Consider the following 14,162-nt stretch of genomic DNA (forward strand, 5'->3'; position numbering starts at 1 on the left):
GCGGCACCGCCGTGCCGGATCCGGGGAGGACAGGCCCGGGGCAGGCCTGAAGGTGGGCGGTGCGGGGCGGGGTGGCGGTGCGGGGGCGTTCAGCCGGGGGGCGGGGTCAGGTCGCGGCGCGACCGCAGCCCGAGTTTGGACAGGGCGTTGGCCACGTGCGTCTCCACAGTACGCGGCGACAGGTGCAGCAGCGCGGCGATCTCCCGGTTGGTGTGGCCGCGTGCGGCCAGGTCGGCGATCTCGCCCTCGCGCGGGGAGAGCCTGCGGTCGTGGTGGGGCCGCCCCGCGGCGGTGGCGGTGGTGACGCCGTGGGAGCGCAGCAGGCGGCGCACCCGGGCGGCGTCCCAGGTGGCGCCCAGCCCCGTGTACTCCTCCAGGGCGGCGCGCAGGGCGGTGACGCCCAGCTCGGTGCCCTCCCCGCGCGGGCAGGCGAAGTGGACGCGGGCGGAGGCCTCGCGGACCTGGGCGGCGTCGTAGGGGCGGGGCATGGCGCGGTAGGCGTCCTCGGCCTCGGCGTACAGCAGCAGGGCCCGGTCGTGGCGGCCGCCGTGGCGGGCCAGGGCGGCCTCGAACCGCAGCAGGGAGGTGGCGGCGGCCGGGGCGTCGGTGTCGCGCAGCCCCGCGCGCAGCCGGGTGCACAGGTCGCGGGCGATGGCGCCGCGCCCGCACTCCAGCAGGGCCTCCATGCCGGGGAGCAGGTCGGCGGCCCACACCCAGATGCCCTTGGCGGCGATGAGGGAGACCAGGTCCTCCACGTGCTCCCAGGCGCGGGCGGGGTCGCCCTGGGCGGTGGCCACGCGGGCCAGCAGCCCGGCGGCGAAGGCCCGCACCGGAACGGTGTAGTCGGGCGGCGGCGCCTGCGGGTCGGCCTCCGCGAGGCCGTCCGGGGTGTCGCGGGGCTCGGGGCGGATGCGCACCAGCAGGGTGCGGGCCAGCCCCGGGTCGCCCTGCGCCAGGGCTAGGGCGGCGCGCAGCAGCCCGAGCTCGGCGGTGACCGAGTGCAGGTGGGCCAGGCGCGGCGACTCGCGGTGGCGGTCGACCTCCTCGGCCAGGCCCTGCCAGCGGCCGCGCGCCCAGTCCAGGGTCAGGCGCAGGGCACGCACGCTCTCGTGGATGTAGGGGGCGTCGTCGGGACCCGACCAGGCGGCCGCGTCGTCGAGGTGGCCGTCGGCGCGGTCGTAGTGGCCGAGCATGACGGCGGCGTCGGCGAGGTTGAGCGAACCCCGGGAGAACTCGCGGCGGCGGGCCAGCGAGTCGGGGGTGGGCGGGTCGTGGTGGGTGCCCGGGGCGGGCAGCTCCACCTTCCAGGCGGCGGGGTCGCCGATCTGGGCGAGCAGGGTGGCGTGGTTGACGGCGACGGTGTGCGCGACGGTGGTGTCGTGGCTGCGGTGGGCGGCGGCCAGGGCCTGCTCCATCCAGCGGCGGTGGGTGTCGACGGAGTCGGGGGTGCTGCGGGGCACGGCCAGCGCGCACATGGCGCGGGCGGCCAGGTCGGGGCGTTCGGCGAGCTCTGAGGCGGCGCGGACGAGTTCGCCGCGGGCGGTGCGGTTCTGGGCGGCCTGGTTGAGCAGGAGCAGGCCCAGTTCCATGCGCAGTTCGCCGCGTTCGGTGGCGGGTAGGCCGGGGGTGGCCAGGACGTCGCGCAGCTGGGCGATGGTGTGCTCGGCGGAGATGCCGGTCAGGGCGGCCCGGCCGAGTTTGAGGGCCAGGTCGCGGCGGCGCCGGGAGGTGAGGTCGGGGCGGGTCAGGGCGTCGCGCAGCAGGACCACCGCGGCGCTGTCCTCGCCCTGTTCCAGGGCCTGGTCGGCGGCGCGTTCGGCGTGGTCGGTCCACTCGTCCAGGAGTCCGGCCTCGCGGGCGTGGTGGGCGAGCCGGTCGTGGGGCGGTTCGGCCGAAAGGGCCAGGGCGGCCAGGGCGACGCGGTGCAGGCGGCGGCGCTTGCCGTGCGGCAGGGAGGTGTGGCAGACGTGGGCGAGCAGCGGGGTGGCGGGGGCCAGGGTGGCCGGGGCGGTGGGGGTGAGCAGGCCGCTGCGGCAGGCGCGGGACAGGGCCTTGTCGGCGCGGGCGGGGGTGAGCTCGGCGACGTGGGCGAGCAGGGGTTCGGTGGCGGGCCCGTCCAGGACGCAGGCGGCGCGGACCAGGCGGCGGGCGTCCCCGTCTAGGGCGTGCAGGCGGTCCAGGAGCCAGTCGCGCAGGGAGGGCGGGACGGGCGGCCGGTCGGGGATGCGCGGGGCCGGGGCGGTGTCCTCGCCGGGGGAGGTGAGATGGTGCAGGGTCTCCACGGCGGCCAGGGGCAGCCCGCCGGTCCAGGTGTGCAGGCGGCGGGCGTCCTCCAGGGTGGGCGCGCCGCCGGGCAGGGCGTGCTCGGCCAGGGCGAGCAGGTCGCGGGGGGTGAGAGGGCCCAGGGTGAGCTCGTGGTGGCCGGTGCCGGGGGGCGTGCGGGCGGCCAGGGCCGCCACCGGGAAGGAGCGGGGCAGGTCCTCGGGCCGGTAGGTGAGGATCAGGGCCAGGTGGGCGGGCAGCCGGGGGGTGAGGTAGGCGAGCAGGTCGCGGGTGGCCGGGTCGGCCCAGTGGACGTCCTCCAGGACCAGGACGGCGGGGCCCAAAGCGTCCAGGAGCTCGGTGAGGGCGCGGTAGAGGCGGTGGTGGCCCGAGGCGGGGTCGGCGGCCGGCTCCGGGGCCGGGGGGAGGCGGTCGGCGTGTTCGGGGAGCAGGGTGCGCAGGGCTCCGCACAGGGGGTTGAGTCCGCCGGGGATGGGGGCCCGGCGCAGGGCTTCGATGAGCGGCGCGAAGGGGAACGGTTCGGCTCCCGGCGGACAGTGGCCGGTCAGGACCGTGGTCCCGGGCAGGTCGTGCAGTTCCCGGACCAGGCGGGTCTTGCCGGTCCCGGCGGCCCCCGCCAGGAGGGTGACGGTCCCGGGGGTGGCCGCCGTGCGCAGTAGCCGTCGTTCCCGCTCGCGCCCCACGAGCGGGGAGGAGCACATTACCCGACGGTATAGCGAGACGCCCTTCCGGAAAAGGGGGGATATCGGTGACATTCCGTGGTCATATTCGTGTAACCGTGAAGAAAGGATTCATGTTCGGATGGGAGTGTGACCGATTTCGCCGGTTCCTGAAGGGCTTGCGGCCATGGTCGCGGCGGTGACCGCGGGCGTACAATCCGCCCAGGTGCTGCGGGCGTCACGGAAAAAGAGCATGGGGTGGCCGGTTGATGGCGGACATGGTGTACGCGGTGGTGCCGGTGGTGGCCGTGGTGTTGACGGGATTGTTCGCGGGCCTGTTCTTCGCTTTCTCGATCGCGGTGATGCCGGGTCTGGCCCGGGCCGGGGACCGGGCCATGATCGAGGCGATGCAGGGCATCAACGTCGCCATCCTCAACCCGTTCTTCGCGGTGGTGTTCATCGGCGCCCCGGTGGTGGTGCTGGGGCAGGCGCTCCTGTACTGGGCGGTGGAGCGCACGGCGGCGCTGTGGTGGGCGGGCGGGGCCCTGGCGCTGCTGGTCCTGGTGCTGGTGGCGACGTTCGCGGTGAACGTGCCGCGCAACAACGCCCTGGACCGGGCCGGGTCGCCGGCGCGGCTGGCCGACCCGGCCGCGGTGCGCGGCGGCTTCGAGGCGGTGTGGGTGCGCTGGAACCACCTGCGCACCCTGGCCTCCACGGCGGCCCTGCTGTGCACGATCCTGGCCGTGACCGCCGGCTGACCCGGGCCGCCCCGTGGCGGCCTGTGGCGTCCCGCGCCGGGTGGCGGACCCGGCGGCCCTCTGCCCGGGAACGGGGAAGGGGGGAGGGGCCGGGCGGCGGTCCTTCAGGCCGTCGGCCTCAGCCCACCGGGGCCTTGGTGTCCCAGCCCGACAGCAGGGCGTTGACGTCGCGCACGCACCCGCCGCAGCCGGTGGTCGCCCGGGTGGCGGAGGCGATCGACTCGCGGGTGCGCGCCCCGTCCAGCCAGGCCTGTTCCAGGTCGTCGCGGGTGACCGCGTTGCACCGGCACACCAACGGCGACCCCTTGCCCGCGCCCGCCTCCTCGGCGGCCGGGGCGGGCGCGGTGCCCTGGAGCAGGGCCAGCCGGTCGGCGGGCACCGGGGCGCCGGAGTCGTGCAGCTGCGACAGCACCGCGGCCGCCTCGGGGAACCCCAGCAGCACCGACCCCACCAGCCTCTCGGCGCGCACCACCAGCTTGGCGTAGCGGCCCCCGTGCGGGTCGCTGACGGTGAGCATCTCCAGATCCTCCCCGTCCTTCTCGTCGGTGTGCACCTCGCCGAACGCGGTCAGCTCGATCCCCTCGGCCTTGAGCCGGGTCACCGGCCGCGACCCGCGGTAGAGGGCCTGCGGTTCGGCGCCGGTCAGCCGCCGGGCCAGCACCGCCGCCTGCTCCCAGCCGGGCTGTACCAGGCCGGCGCCGCCGCCGGGGTGCTGGGCGCAGTCGCCGATGGCGTGCACGCGGGCGTCGGAGGTGGCCAGGGTGTCGTCCACCAGGACCCCGTGCTCCACCTCGATCCCGGCGTCCTCGGCCAGCTCGGTGTTGCCGCGCACCCCCGCGGTCACCACCAGGGCGTCGCCCGGCAGCACCCGGCCGTCGTCCAGCTCCAGGCCGGTGCCGGGGATCCACCGCGAGGCCACCCGCCAGGAGTGCACCTTGATGCCCAGGGCGTCGTAGCGGCGGCGCAGGATGTCGGCTGCCGCCCGGTCGATCTGGCGGCGCATGATCCACGGCGAGGACTCCACCACCGACACCCGGGCGCCGCGGCTCTGGAGGCCGCGGGCGGCCTCCAGGCCCAGGACGCCGCCGCCCAGCACCACCACGGGGGCGCCGGGGCGCACCAGCGCCAGCAGGCGGCGGCAGTCGTCCAGGTCGCGCAGGGCGCACACGCCCTCCCCCGGGGCGCCGTCGGGGGCCGAGACCCCGGTGACGGGCGGGAACGCGGCGCGGGCGCCGGTGGCCAGCACGAGTTCGTCGTAGTCCAGGCGGGTGCCGTCGTCCAGGGCGACGGTGTGCGCCGCGGCGTCCAGGGAGACGGCGGACAGGCCGGTGCGCACGGTGACGCCCGGGGTGTCGGGGACGGGCAGCCGGATCTGCTCGGCGGTGTAGTCGCCCGCGACCAGGCCCGACAGCAGGACCCGGTTGTAGGCGGGGTGGTGCTCGGCCCCCACCACGGTCACGTGGACGCGTTCGCCCGCCGGGTCCAGGCGGGCCGCCTCCTCGGCGAACCGGGCGCCGACCATTCCGTTGCCGACGACCACGATCCGGCGTGCACCCTGCACGGTGTTCAACTGCTGCCTCCTACGGGGTGGGGTGTCGCGCCGGACGGCGTCGGCCGGGCGGGGACGGGCACGGGGTGCGGGCCGCGCGGGCCCTCTCTCGGGGGGATCACGGGGCGGCCTCCAGCGGCGCCGGTCCCTGCGGGACGGCCTCCGGCGGGGCCGGTTCCAGCCGCACGGTGCTCACCTTGAACTCCGGCATGCGGCTGACCGGGTCCAGGGCCGGGTTGGTGAGGTTGTTGGCGGCCTGCTCCCCGGCGTAGTGGAAGGGCAGGAAGACCGTGTCGCGGCGGGCCGTGGCATCCAGCCGCACCCGGGCCCGGGTGGCGCCCCGGCGGGAGGTGACCAGCGCCGGGTCGCCCTCGCCCAGCCCGGCACGGGCCGCGGTGTCGGGGTGCACCTCCACGTACACCTCCGGTTCGGCCCCCGCCAGCTCGGGCACCCGGCGGGTCTGGGCGCCGGACTGGTAGTGGCCCATCAGCCGGCCGGTGGTGGCGATGAGGGGGAAGTCCTCGTCCGCGGTCTCGGCGGGCGGCCGGTGGGCGACCGGCACCATCCGGGCCCGCCCGCCGGGGTGGGCGAAGGAGTCCAGGAACAGGCGCGGGGTGGGCTCGGCGTCCCGGCGCACCGGCCAGTACAGGGCCTCCCCGGCGGCCAGCCGCTCGGGGGTGACCCCGGAGTAGTCGGCCGGGGCGCCGGCGGTGGCCCGGCCGAGCTCGGCCAGCACGGTGTCGGGTTCGGTGGGGAACCGGTCGGCGGGCTGCCCCAGCCGCACCGCCAGCCCCGCCAGCACCTCCAGGTCGGTGCGCACCCCCTCGGGCGGGGCGAAGGCGCGGTTGCGGCGCAGCACCCGCCCCTCCAGGTTGGTCATGGTGCCCGACTCCTCCGCCCACTGGGCGACCGGCAGCACCACGTCGCCCAGGGCGGCGGTCTCGGACATGACGAAGTCGGCGGTGACCAGCAGGTCCAGGGACTCCAGCCGGGAGCTGACCCGGCCCGAGTCGGGGGCCGACACCACCGGGTTGGAGCCGAACAGCAGCAGGGCGCGGGCCCCGCCGCCCTCCCCCAGGGAGTCCAGCAGCTCGAACGCGGAACGGCCCGGCCCCGGCAGGGTGTCGGGGTCCACCCCCCACACGGCGGCCACGTCGGCGCGGGCGGCGGGGTCGTCGATGCGGCGGTAGCCGGGCAGCTGGTCGGCCTTCTGGCCGTGTTCGCGCCCGCCCTGGCCGTTGCCCTGCCCGGTGATGCACCCGTACCCCGAACCCTCGCGTCCGGGCAGGCCCAGGGCCAGGGCCAGGTTGATCCAGGCGGTGACGGTGTCGGTGCCCTTGGCGTGCTGCTCGCTGCCGCGGCCGGTGAGGATGTACGCGGAGCGGGCACGGGCGGCGGCGCCCAGCAGGTCGGCGGCCTCGCGCAGGTGGGCGGCGGGCACCCCGGTGACCTGTTCGGTGCGTTCGGGCCACCAGGCGGCGGCGTGCGCCCACGCCTCGTCGAACCCGGTGGTGCGCTCCGCCAGGTAGGCGCGGTCGATCCAGCCGCGCACCCCGGCCAGGTGCAGCAGCCCCAACGCCAGCGCAAGGTCGGTGCCCGGGCGCGGGGCCAGGTGCAGGCCGCCGTTGTCCAGGGCCACCCGGGCGGTGGACGAGCGGCGCGGGTCGATGACGATCAGGCGCGGCGCCGACAGGTGGCCCATCATCGGCGGCATGGTCTCGGCGGGGTTGGCGCCCGCCAGCAGGACGACCTCGGCGGCGCCGACGTCGGTGAGCGGGAACGGCATCCCGCGGTCCAGGCCGAACGCCCGGTTCCCGGCGGCGGCCGCCGAGGACATGCAGAACCGGCCGTTGTAGTCGATCTGGGAGGTGCCCAGGGCCAGGCGCGCGAACTTGCCCAGGGTGTAGGACTTCTCGTTGGTCAGCCCCCCGCTGCCGAACACGGCCACGGCGTCGGGGCCGTGCTCGGCGCGCAGCGCCAGCAGGCGCTCGGCGACGTGGTCCAGGGCGGTGTCCCAGTCGACCTCGGTGAACCCCCCGCCGCGGTCCTTGCGCAGCAGGGGGCGGGTGAGGCGGTCGGGCACGCCCAGGACCTCGGCGGAGGTCCACCCCTTGCGGCACAGCCCGCCACGGTTGGTGGGGAAGGCGGCCGGTCGGGCGGCGGGACGGCCGTCCGCTCCGGTCTCCAGGTGCATGGCGCACTGTAGCGCGCAGTAGGGGCAGTGGGTGGTGGTCATCGCTGAGCGGGCTCCACGGCGTCGGCGGCGTCGGTCGCGTTGTCGGTGGCGGGGGCGGCGGTGACGGGGGCGGTGCGGGGCCGGCGCAGGTAGACGAACCGGGTGACGGCCGCGCACAGCAGGTAGAAGAGGCCGAAGGCGGCGAACGCGTGGGCGGTGGTGCCGAACGCCGCGAACGACTCCCGGAAGCCCACGTTGATGCCGACCCCGCCCAGGGCGCCCACCGCCCCGATCAGGCCCAGCATGGAGGAGGAGACCCGCTTGGTGCGGGCCAGCGCCTCCTCCCGGGGCTCGCCGGCGGCGATGGCGTCCTCGGCCTTGGCCGCGTAGATGGACGGGATCATCTTGTAGGTGGAGCCGTTGCCCAGACCGGTGAGGGTGAACATCACCGCGAACGCGCCGATGAACAGGCCCAGCTGGGCGGCCTGCACGGCCAGCACCAGCACCCCGGCGCACGCCGCCATCGCGCAGAACACCCACAGGGTGACACGGGCCCCGCCCAGGGTGTCGGCCAGGCGGCCGCCCACCGGGCGGATCAGCGAGCCGATGATCGGGCCCAGCACCGCCACGCTCGCGGCCTGCACCGGGACCAGCCCGAACTGGGCCTGGAGCAGCAGCCCGAACGCGAACCCGGTACCGATGAACGACCCGAACGTGCCGATGTACAGCAGCGACATGATCCAGAAGTGGCGGTCGCCGGTGGCGGCCAGCTGGCCGCGCACGTCGCTGCGCACCTGGGTGAGGTTGTTCATGGACCGCCACGACCACAGCAGGGCCAGCAGGATCAGCGGCAGGTAGAACAGCGGCACCAGGTACCCGGAGGAGACGGTGAACAGGGCGATGACGGACAGGCCCACCAGCTGCACGGTGGCCACGCCGATGTTGCCGCCGCCGGCGTTGAGGCCCAGCGCCCACCCCTTCTCCTTCTCCGGGAAGTAGGCGTTGATGTTGGCCATGGAGGAGGAGAAGTTGCCGCCGCCCAGGCCTGCGGTGGCGGCCAGCACCATGAGCAGCCAGAACGGGGTGTCCGGGTTCTGGATGAGGTAGAACGCGGCGATGGTGGGGACGAGCAGCAGCGCCGTGGAGACCAGCGTCCAGTTGCGGCCGCCCAGGGCCGGGACGGCCAGGGTGTAGGGGACGCGCAGGACGGCGCCCACCAGGGTCACCATCGACAGCAGCAGGAACTTCTGCTCGGGGGTGGCGGAGAACCCGTTCTCGGGGGTCATGAACAGCACGAGCACCGACCAGATGCTCCAGACGGAGAAGCCGATGTGCTCGGAGGCGATGGAGGCCCACAGGTTGCGGCGGGCGACGGGGCGGCCCTCGCCGTTCCAGAAGGCGGCGTCCTCGGGGTCCCAGTGGGAGATCCAGCTCTTGCCCGTGCGCGGTGCGCGGCGGCCTGTCTCGGGGGTCACGACCGGCCCTTCCTATTCGGTGTCGGCTGACGTTACCGAAGGTAGGAAGGGTGCGTTGCCTGGAGGTGTCGGGTCGTAACACGGGGGAAACAGTGGCCTCACCCGGCGGCGGGCGGCACGGTGAGAACCCCGGCCGCGCCGCAGGTTACAGGGGTGTTCCGGGCCCGGCGGGGGCGGGTGTGGCCTTGGACACCCCGGGGTGCGGCGGCTACTCGGCGGGGGTGTCGCCCCGGCCCCTGCCGCGGGCGGCCCCGCCGGCGCCGATGGCCGCACCCATGGCGACACCGAAGACGATCCCCAGGGCGATGCTGTCGAAGAGCAGCCCGAAGACGATGGCGAAGGCCACCGCGATCGGCAGGGAGAAGGCGGCGTTCTTCGCGGTCATGCGGGGCCTCCCGTAGGCGTGGTGCGGACTCGGTCCTTGGACGCGCCCGCCATCCACCCGGTTCCGCCGGCACCGTGGAGGAGCAGGCTGAGCTGGGCGCCCAGCGCGCGGTAGCCCAGGGCGGCGGCCACCGCCCGGGACTCGGGCGGGCGGGCCCGCCACTGCGGGAGCAGCCCCTCGCCCAGGGCGCGGGCGGTGGCGGCCGAGGCGGCGGTGCGGGCCAGGCCGCGGCCGCGCCGGGCGGGGTCGGTGAGCACGCACAGGTGGGCGGTGTCCCCGGACCAGCGGGCGTACCCGGCGGCGGCGACCGCTCGGTCGCCCTCCAGCAGGGCGTGGACGGGGCCGTCCAGGCCCTCCAGGCCGCTCTCCCCGGCCTCCTCGGGGCCCGCCCGCTCCAGCAGGGCGGCCAGGCGGGCGTCGCCCGGGTCGAGGACGGCCACGGGTGCGCCGCGGTGGGCGGGGCGGAAGTCGGCGGCGTCCAGGTAGGCCAGCGAGGCGGGGCCCAGCACGTCCGCCACGGTGCGGGTTCCGGTGCCGGACAGGGCACGGGTCACCGCCGCGGGGTCGGTGCGGTCCCGGGGCGCCAGGGCGGCCAGGGCGGTGCGCAGCGCGCGTGCGGCACCGGGGTCGGGGGCGGTGGCCACGGTGGCGTCCGCCAGGCGGACGATCCCGCACCAGCCGGGCGGGCACAGGCCCGAACCCCGGACGGCGGCCACCGTCAGCGGCGGGGTGAGGGGGAGCGGGGCGGCGCGGGGGCCGGCCACCGCGGCCCAGCGCTCCAGGGCGCGCTCGGCCAGGCCGGTGGGGGCGGCGCGCTCGGCGGGGTCGCTCAACGGGACTCCTTGTCGTCGGTGGCCCCAGCCTGCCCGGGACCGGGCGCCCCCGCACCCCGTTTTCGGCCGGTTCACCCGCCCCCGGGCTCCAGGGGTTCGGCCACGGACTTGAGGACGCTGTCGTAGATGATCTGGCTGCGGAACCCGGCCACCTCCCGGCGTTCGGTGAGCCGGTCGATGAGGAAGGAGTGCAGCGCGTCCAGCGACGGCGCGGACACGTGCACCAGGAAGTCGTGCTCCCCGGCGACCACGTACACCGCGGACACCTCCGGCAGGGCGTGCATCGCCGCCTTGAAGCCCTCGATCGCCCGCCGGCTGGGCGGGCGCAGCTGCACCGACACGAACGCCTGCACGCGGCGGCCCAGCGCCTGCGGGTCGATGTCGGCGTGGAAACCGCGGATGACGCCGCGCCGCTGGAGCAGCCGCACCCGCTCCAGGCAGGTGGAGGGCGCCACACCGAGCGTCGCGGCCAGCGCGCGGTTGGTCTGCCGTGCATCGCGCTGGAGTTCCCGCACGATCGCCGAATCAAGTTCGTCCACGGCCCGGACTCCGCCCTTCATTTCGAATGATGTTCGGCATCGCACCACCTGCGGCACGCGGATGTCTAGCGTAATGCGCGTCCATCCGACGAATGAACGTGAATACGGGAGCGAGGCGGACCATGGCAATGGCCACCAAGATCGTCGTCGTGCTGCGCGAGGACCTGCCGCCCGGGCAGGCGGCCAACGCGGGCGCGGTGCTCGGGCTCGCACTGGGCGGCCGGTTGGAGCACTCGGTGGCGGCCGACGGCAAGGACGCGGGCGGGCGGGTGCACGCCGGGCTCAACCCGCACCCGGTGCCCACCCTGACCGCCGCCGGGGAGCGGCTGCGCGAGATCAAGGAGGAGGCCGAGGACCGGGGGCTGCTGGTGGTCGGGTTCAACGAGGTGGCGCGCCGCTCGCGCGACTACGTCGCCTACCTGGAGGCGCTGGCCGGCACCGACCCCGAGGAGGTGGAGTACACGGGCCTGGCGCTGCTGGGGGCGCGGGGAGAGGTCAACCGGCTCACCAAACAGCTGCCATTGCTGCGGTGATCGGCGGCGGTGTGAAACGGTGGTCGTGTGAGTCCTGTGGTGGAGGTCTTCGATCCCCTCACGGCCGCCCCCGCCGATCTGGCGGCGTGGAGCGCGGTCCATGTGGCGGGGCGGCGTGAACTGTCCGGAAGTGCCCCCGAGGCCGACGAGCTGGCCCAGCGGTTGGGCCAGGGGCGCGGCGGCCCGGCCTGGCGATGGGCCGGCCGGACGGGCGAGGAGGGGCCGATCCTGGGCACCGCCGAGTTACGCCGCCAGCCCCACGACGAGAAGATCGGGTTCCTGCGGCTGTTCGTGGACGCGCCCGCCCGCCGCGGCGGCCTGGGCACCCGGCTGCGCGCGGCGGCCGCCGAGCAGGCGCGCGCCGAGGGCATGACCCGGTTGCAGAGCACCGTCCTGGCCGGACAGGCCGGGGAGGCGTTCGCCCGCACCAGCCCGCACCTGCGCACGGTCCTGCACCTGGAACTGCAGGTCCAGACCTTCGACGAGGAGACCCTTCAGCGGTGCTGGCGGCTGGCGGCGGCGCCCAAGCGCGGGTACCGGGTCACCCACTGGGTGGGGTCGGCGCCGCCCTCGCTGGTGGTGTCGTTCGGCGAGGTGATGAACCACCTGCTGGACGCGCCGGGCGCCGCCTTCCAGGAGGAGCCGCGCCGGTGGGGCCCCGACGACGTGCGGGCCTGGGAGCGGCGGATGACCGAGGACGGTTCGCGGCTGCTGGTGGGCGCGGTGGTGGACCGGTTCTCCGACGAGGTGGTGGCGGCGACCGTGTGCACCGTGACGCACGGGCCGGTCGCCGACCAGCACGACACCGCCGTGCTGCCCAGCCACCGGCGGCGCGGGCTGGCCAGCCGGGTCAAGGCCACCCAGACCCTGCGGGTGCACGACAACTTCCCGCACGTGCAGGCCATGGCGGTGACGTTGAACCGGGAGAACACCGCGATGCTGGAGGTCAACCGGCTGCTGGGCTATGAGAAGACCGCCGAGCGGCTGCTGGTGGAGGACGACCTGACGGCGCGGGACTAGCGCAGCAGGTCGTCGAGGGAGGACACGCGCTCCACCTCGGCGTCGGTGAGCCCGTCGATCAGGCGGCGGTAGGCCTGGGCCTGCGCGGTGGTCGGCAGGCGGCCCGCGTACACCTCGGGCAGGCCCAGCTCCATGCCGCACACCGCGCGCGGCGGGTGCCGGTGCGGGTGGCGGGCCACCGACCAGGCCACCCGGACCGCGTGCTCGTTGCCCGGCGGGACGCCGGGGCGGTCGGCCTCGCGGGCGGCGTACCGGTTGCCGTCGGCCAGGTCGCAGGGGCCGCAGCCGCGCTCCCCCGAGCCCAGGGGCGCGGCGCAGGCGGGGCAGGTGAGCAGGTCCAGGGCGGCGTCCACGACCCGCCACTCGAACCCGTCCGGGGCGTCGGCGACCAGCGCGGCCAGGTCGTGCTCGGCCGGGGTGCCGGGGGCGGCGTCCCACTCGGCGAGGGTCCGGTCCCAGGCCCGGTCGGCCTCGGCTGCGATGGCCGACACCGCCGCGGCCAGGGCGGCGCTGCGCCAGCGGGTGCGGGTGACGTTCACCCGTGCACGCTAACGCCTTCGCGGACACCCGGGCCAGACGATTTCGCCCCGCGGCGGGTGCGGCGCGCCGGCCCTGCCGCCGGACGCGCAGGCGGGTGAGGCCACCCTGCGGGCCGCCGGGTGACCGGTGCCGGAAAGGCCCGGCCCCGCCCCTTGCGGGGCGGGGCCGGGCGGTGGTCACACGTCGTTCCTACCGGGGTTCGTCATCGGGGGTGAGGGCGTCCTTCACCTTCTCACCGGCCTGCTTGAGCTTGGCCTTGTCCTGCTCGGCCTTGCCCTCGGCCTTCCGCTCCCGGCCGCCGGTGGCCTTTCCCAGGCCTTCCTTGGCCTTGCCCTTGATCTCCTCGAACTTGTTCGTGGCCTTGTTGTCCTCGGCCATCCCGGCCTCCAGGTGATCTCGGGGTCATGGTCCTACTCCCGCTACTGACCGTTCGGGGGATTTTCATGCATGGCGGCCCCCACCACCCGGATCGCGGATCCGACACCGGATGTCGGTAGCCTGCCTGCGCCACCCGCTTTCCCCGGACGAAGAAGGACCTCCCATGGACCCGCAGGCCGACCTCACCGTTCCGCTCCCGCCGGGCGGTCCCGCCCTCGCCGAGGACGGCACCCCCGTGATGTGGATCAGCGCCGACCCCGCCCCGCGGGGGCTGTGGCAGGAGCTGCGCGCCGCCCACGCGGAGTCGGGGTGGTGGCCGCTGCTGCTGGCCTCGATGAGCGACGAGGACGGCGACCGGCCCTGGGAGTCCGGGGAGCTGTTCCCCTCCGGCGAGGGTTCGGCCGCCGACCACGACCCCGAGGAGGTGCTGGCCGGCTCCTGGCGGAGCGTCACCGCCGTGGCCCCCGAGGACGACGGGCTCGTCCCCCGGGAGCGGCTGGCCGTCACCGCGCCCTTCGGCGCCGAGTGGCCGGGCCCGGCCCCCGAGATCGCGTGGACGCGCGACCCGGACGAGGCCGCCGACCTGCGGGCCGACCAACTGGCGGCGCGGCCCAACCCGCGCCTGGGCCTGGTGCGGGCGGCCTCGGGGGCCGAGGCGCTGAGCGTCATCGGCTGGGACGGGGCGGTCAACCACGGTCTGGACATCACGGCGATCTCGGCGGTGCTGGCCGACTGGGAGCGGCGGTTCGGCGCCCGCCTGGTGATGGCCGGGTTCGACACGCTGGTGCTGACCACAGCCGTGGAGATCGCCGACAAGGAGACGGCGCTGCGGGTGGCGGCCGAGCACTTCGCCCTGTGCCCGGACAACGTGTGGCAGGGCCCGGGCTCCCTGGACTCCTACGCCGAATCCCTGCTGGGCGGCGCCTCCTGGGGCTTTTGGTGGGACTAGCGGTCCTGGTGGGACCGGAGGCTCTGGCGGGTCCGGGGGTCAGTTCCCGGCCAGCAGGTAGAGCAGGGCGCTGACGGTGGTGGCG

General features: G+C 75.7%; 13 protein-coding genes. 4 read left to right on the top strand and 9 right to left on the bottom strand.

Features of this window, described 5'->3' with window-relative positions:
- Nucleotides 1-89: 89 nt before the first annotated feature.
- Entirely contained in the window at nt 90-2,984 is a 2,895-nt protein-coding gene (locus tag ACJOT3_RS09760; protein ID WP_406971094.1) for an ATP-binding protein, read from the bottom strand.
- A gap of 227 nt (nt 2,985-3,211) precedes the next feature.
- On the opposite strand from ACJOT3_RS09760, the gene ACJOT3_RS09765 reads away from it, so the two are divergent.
- Nucleotides 3,212-3,700, top strand: a complete 489-nt coding sequence (locus ACJOT3_RS09765) for an anthrone oxygenase family protein (RefSeq protein ID WP_406971096.1) — start codon at nt 3,212-3,214, stop codon at nt 3,698-3,700.
- 118 nt (nt 3,701-3,818) lie between these two features.
- Here the strand turns inward: ACJOT3_RS09765 and ACJOT3_RS09770 are convergent, their stop codons facing one another.
- The 6 genes from ACJOT3_RS09770 to ACJOT3_RS09795 all read right to left on the bottom strand — a co-directional run bounded on the left by ACJOT3_RS09770 (nt 3,819) and on the right by ACJOT3_RS09795 (nt 10,657).
- Entirely contained in the window at nt 3,819-5,270 is a 1,452-nt protein-coding gene (locus tag ACJOT3_RS09770; RefSeq protein ID WP_406971098.1) for an FAD-dependent oxidoreductase, read from the bottom strand.
- Between the two features lie 97 nt (nt 5,271-5,367).
- On the bottom strand, nt 5,368-7,485 hold the full coding sequence (locus tag ACJOT3_RS09775; protein ID WP_406971100.1) for a molybdopterin oxidoreductase family protein: 2,118 nt from the start codon (nt 7,483-7,485) through the stop codon (nt 5,368-5,370).
- Nucleotides 7,482-8,900 carry an MFS transporter gene (locus ACJOT3_RS09780; RefSeq protein ID WP_406971102.1) on the bottom strand — a complete coding sequence of 473 codons (1,419 nt, stop codon included), beginning with the start codon at nt 8,898-8,900 and terminating at the stop codon, nt 7,482-7,484. Before ACJOT3_RS09780 ends, ACJOT3_RS09775 begins: the two co-directional genes overlap by 4 nt.
- A 208-nt stretch (nt 8,901-9,108) precedes the next feature.
- On the bottom strand, nt 9,109-9,285 hold the full coding sequence (locus tag ACJOT3_RS09785) for a hypothetical protein (RefSeq protein ID WP_406971104.1): 177 nt from the start codon (nt 9,283-9,285) through the stop codon (nt 9,109-9,111).
- Nucleotides 9,282-10,118 carry a GNAT family N-acetyltransferase gene (locus tag ACJOT3_RS09790; RefSeq protein ID WP_406971106.1) on the bottom strand — a complete coding sequence of 279 codons (837 nt, stop codon included), beginning with the start codon at nt 10,116-10,118 and terminating at the stop codon, nt 9,282-9,284. The genes ACJOT3_RS09785 and ACJOT3_RS09790 overlap by 4 nt, the downstream gene beginning before the upstream one ends.
- A 71-nt stretch (nt 10,119-10,189) precedes the next feature.
- Complete coding sequence (locus ACJOT3_RS09795) at nt 10,190-10,657, bottom strand: Lrp/AsnC family transcriptional regulator (protein ID WP_406971108.1); 468 nt, start codon at nt 10,655-10,657, stop codon at nt 10,190-10,192.
- A gap of 122 nt (nt 10,658-10,779) precedes the next feature.
- On the opposite strand from ACJOT3_RS09795, the gene ACJOT3_RS09800 reads away from it, so the two are divergent.
- Nucleotides 10,780-11,190 carry a DUF2000 domain-containing protein gene (locus ACJOT3_RS09800; RefSeq protein WP_406971110.1) on the top strand — a complete coding sequence of 137 codons (411 nt, stop codon included), beginning with the start codon at nt 10,780-10,782 and terminating at the stop codon, nt 11,188-11,190.
- A 27-nt stretch (nt 11,191-11,217) separates the two neighbouring features.
- Entirely contained in the window at nt 11,218-12,210 is a 993-nt protein-coding gene (locus ACJOT3_RS09805) for a GNAT family N-acetyltransferase (RefSeq protein WP_406971112.1), read from the top strand.
- Here ACJOT3_RS09805 and ACJOT3_RS09810 read toward each other — a convergent pair.
- Nucleotides 12,207-12,749: a hypothetical protein gene (locus tag ACJOT3_RS09810; RefSeq protein WP_406971114.1), complete on the bottom strand. Its 543-nt coding sequence runs from the start codon at nt 12,747-12,749 to the stop codon at nt 12,207-12,209. The genes ACJOT3_RS09805 and ACJOT3_RS09810 overlap by 4 nt on opposite strands.
- Nucleotides 12,750-12,939: 190 nt before the next feature.
- Complete coding sequence (locus ACJOT3_RS09815; RefSeq protein WP_406971116.1) at nt 12,940-13,128, bottom strand: CsbD family protein; 189 nt, start codon at nt 13,126-13,128, stop codon at nt 12,940-12,942.
- 163 nt (nt 13,129-13,291) lie between these two features.
- Between ACJOT3_RS09815 and ACJOT3_RS09820 the strand changes: the two genes are divergently transcribed.
- On the top strand, nt 13,292-14,077 hold the full coding sequence (locus tag ACJOT3_RS09820; RefSeq protein ID WP_406971118.1) for a DUF4253 domain-containing protein: 786 nt from the start codon (nt 13,292-13,294) through the stop codon (nt 14,075-14,077).
- Nucleotides 14,078-14,162 lie beyond the last annotated feature (85 nt).

This window comes from Nocardiopsis protaetiae (assembly GCF_045446735.1).
Classification (GTDB): Bacteria; Actinomycetota; Actinomycetes; order Streptosporangiales; family Streptosporangiaceae; genus Nocardiopsis; species Nocardiopsis protaetiae.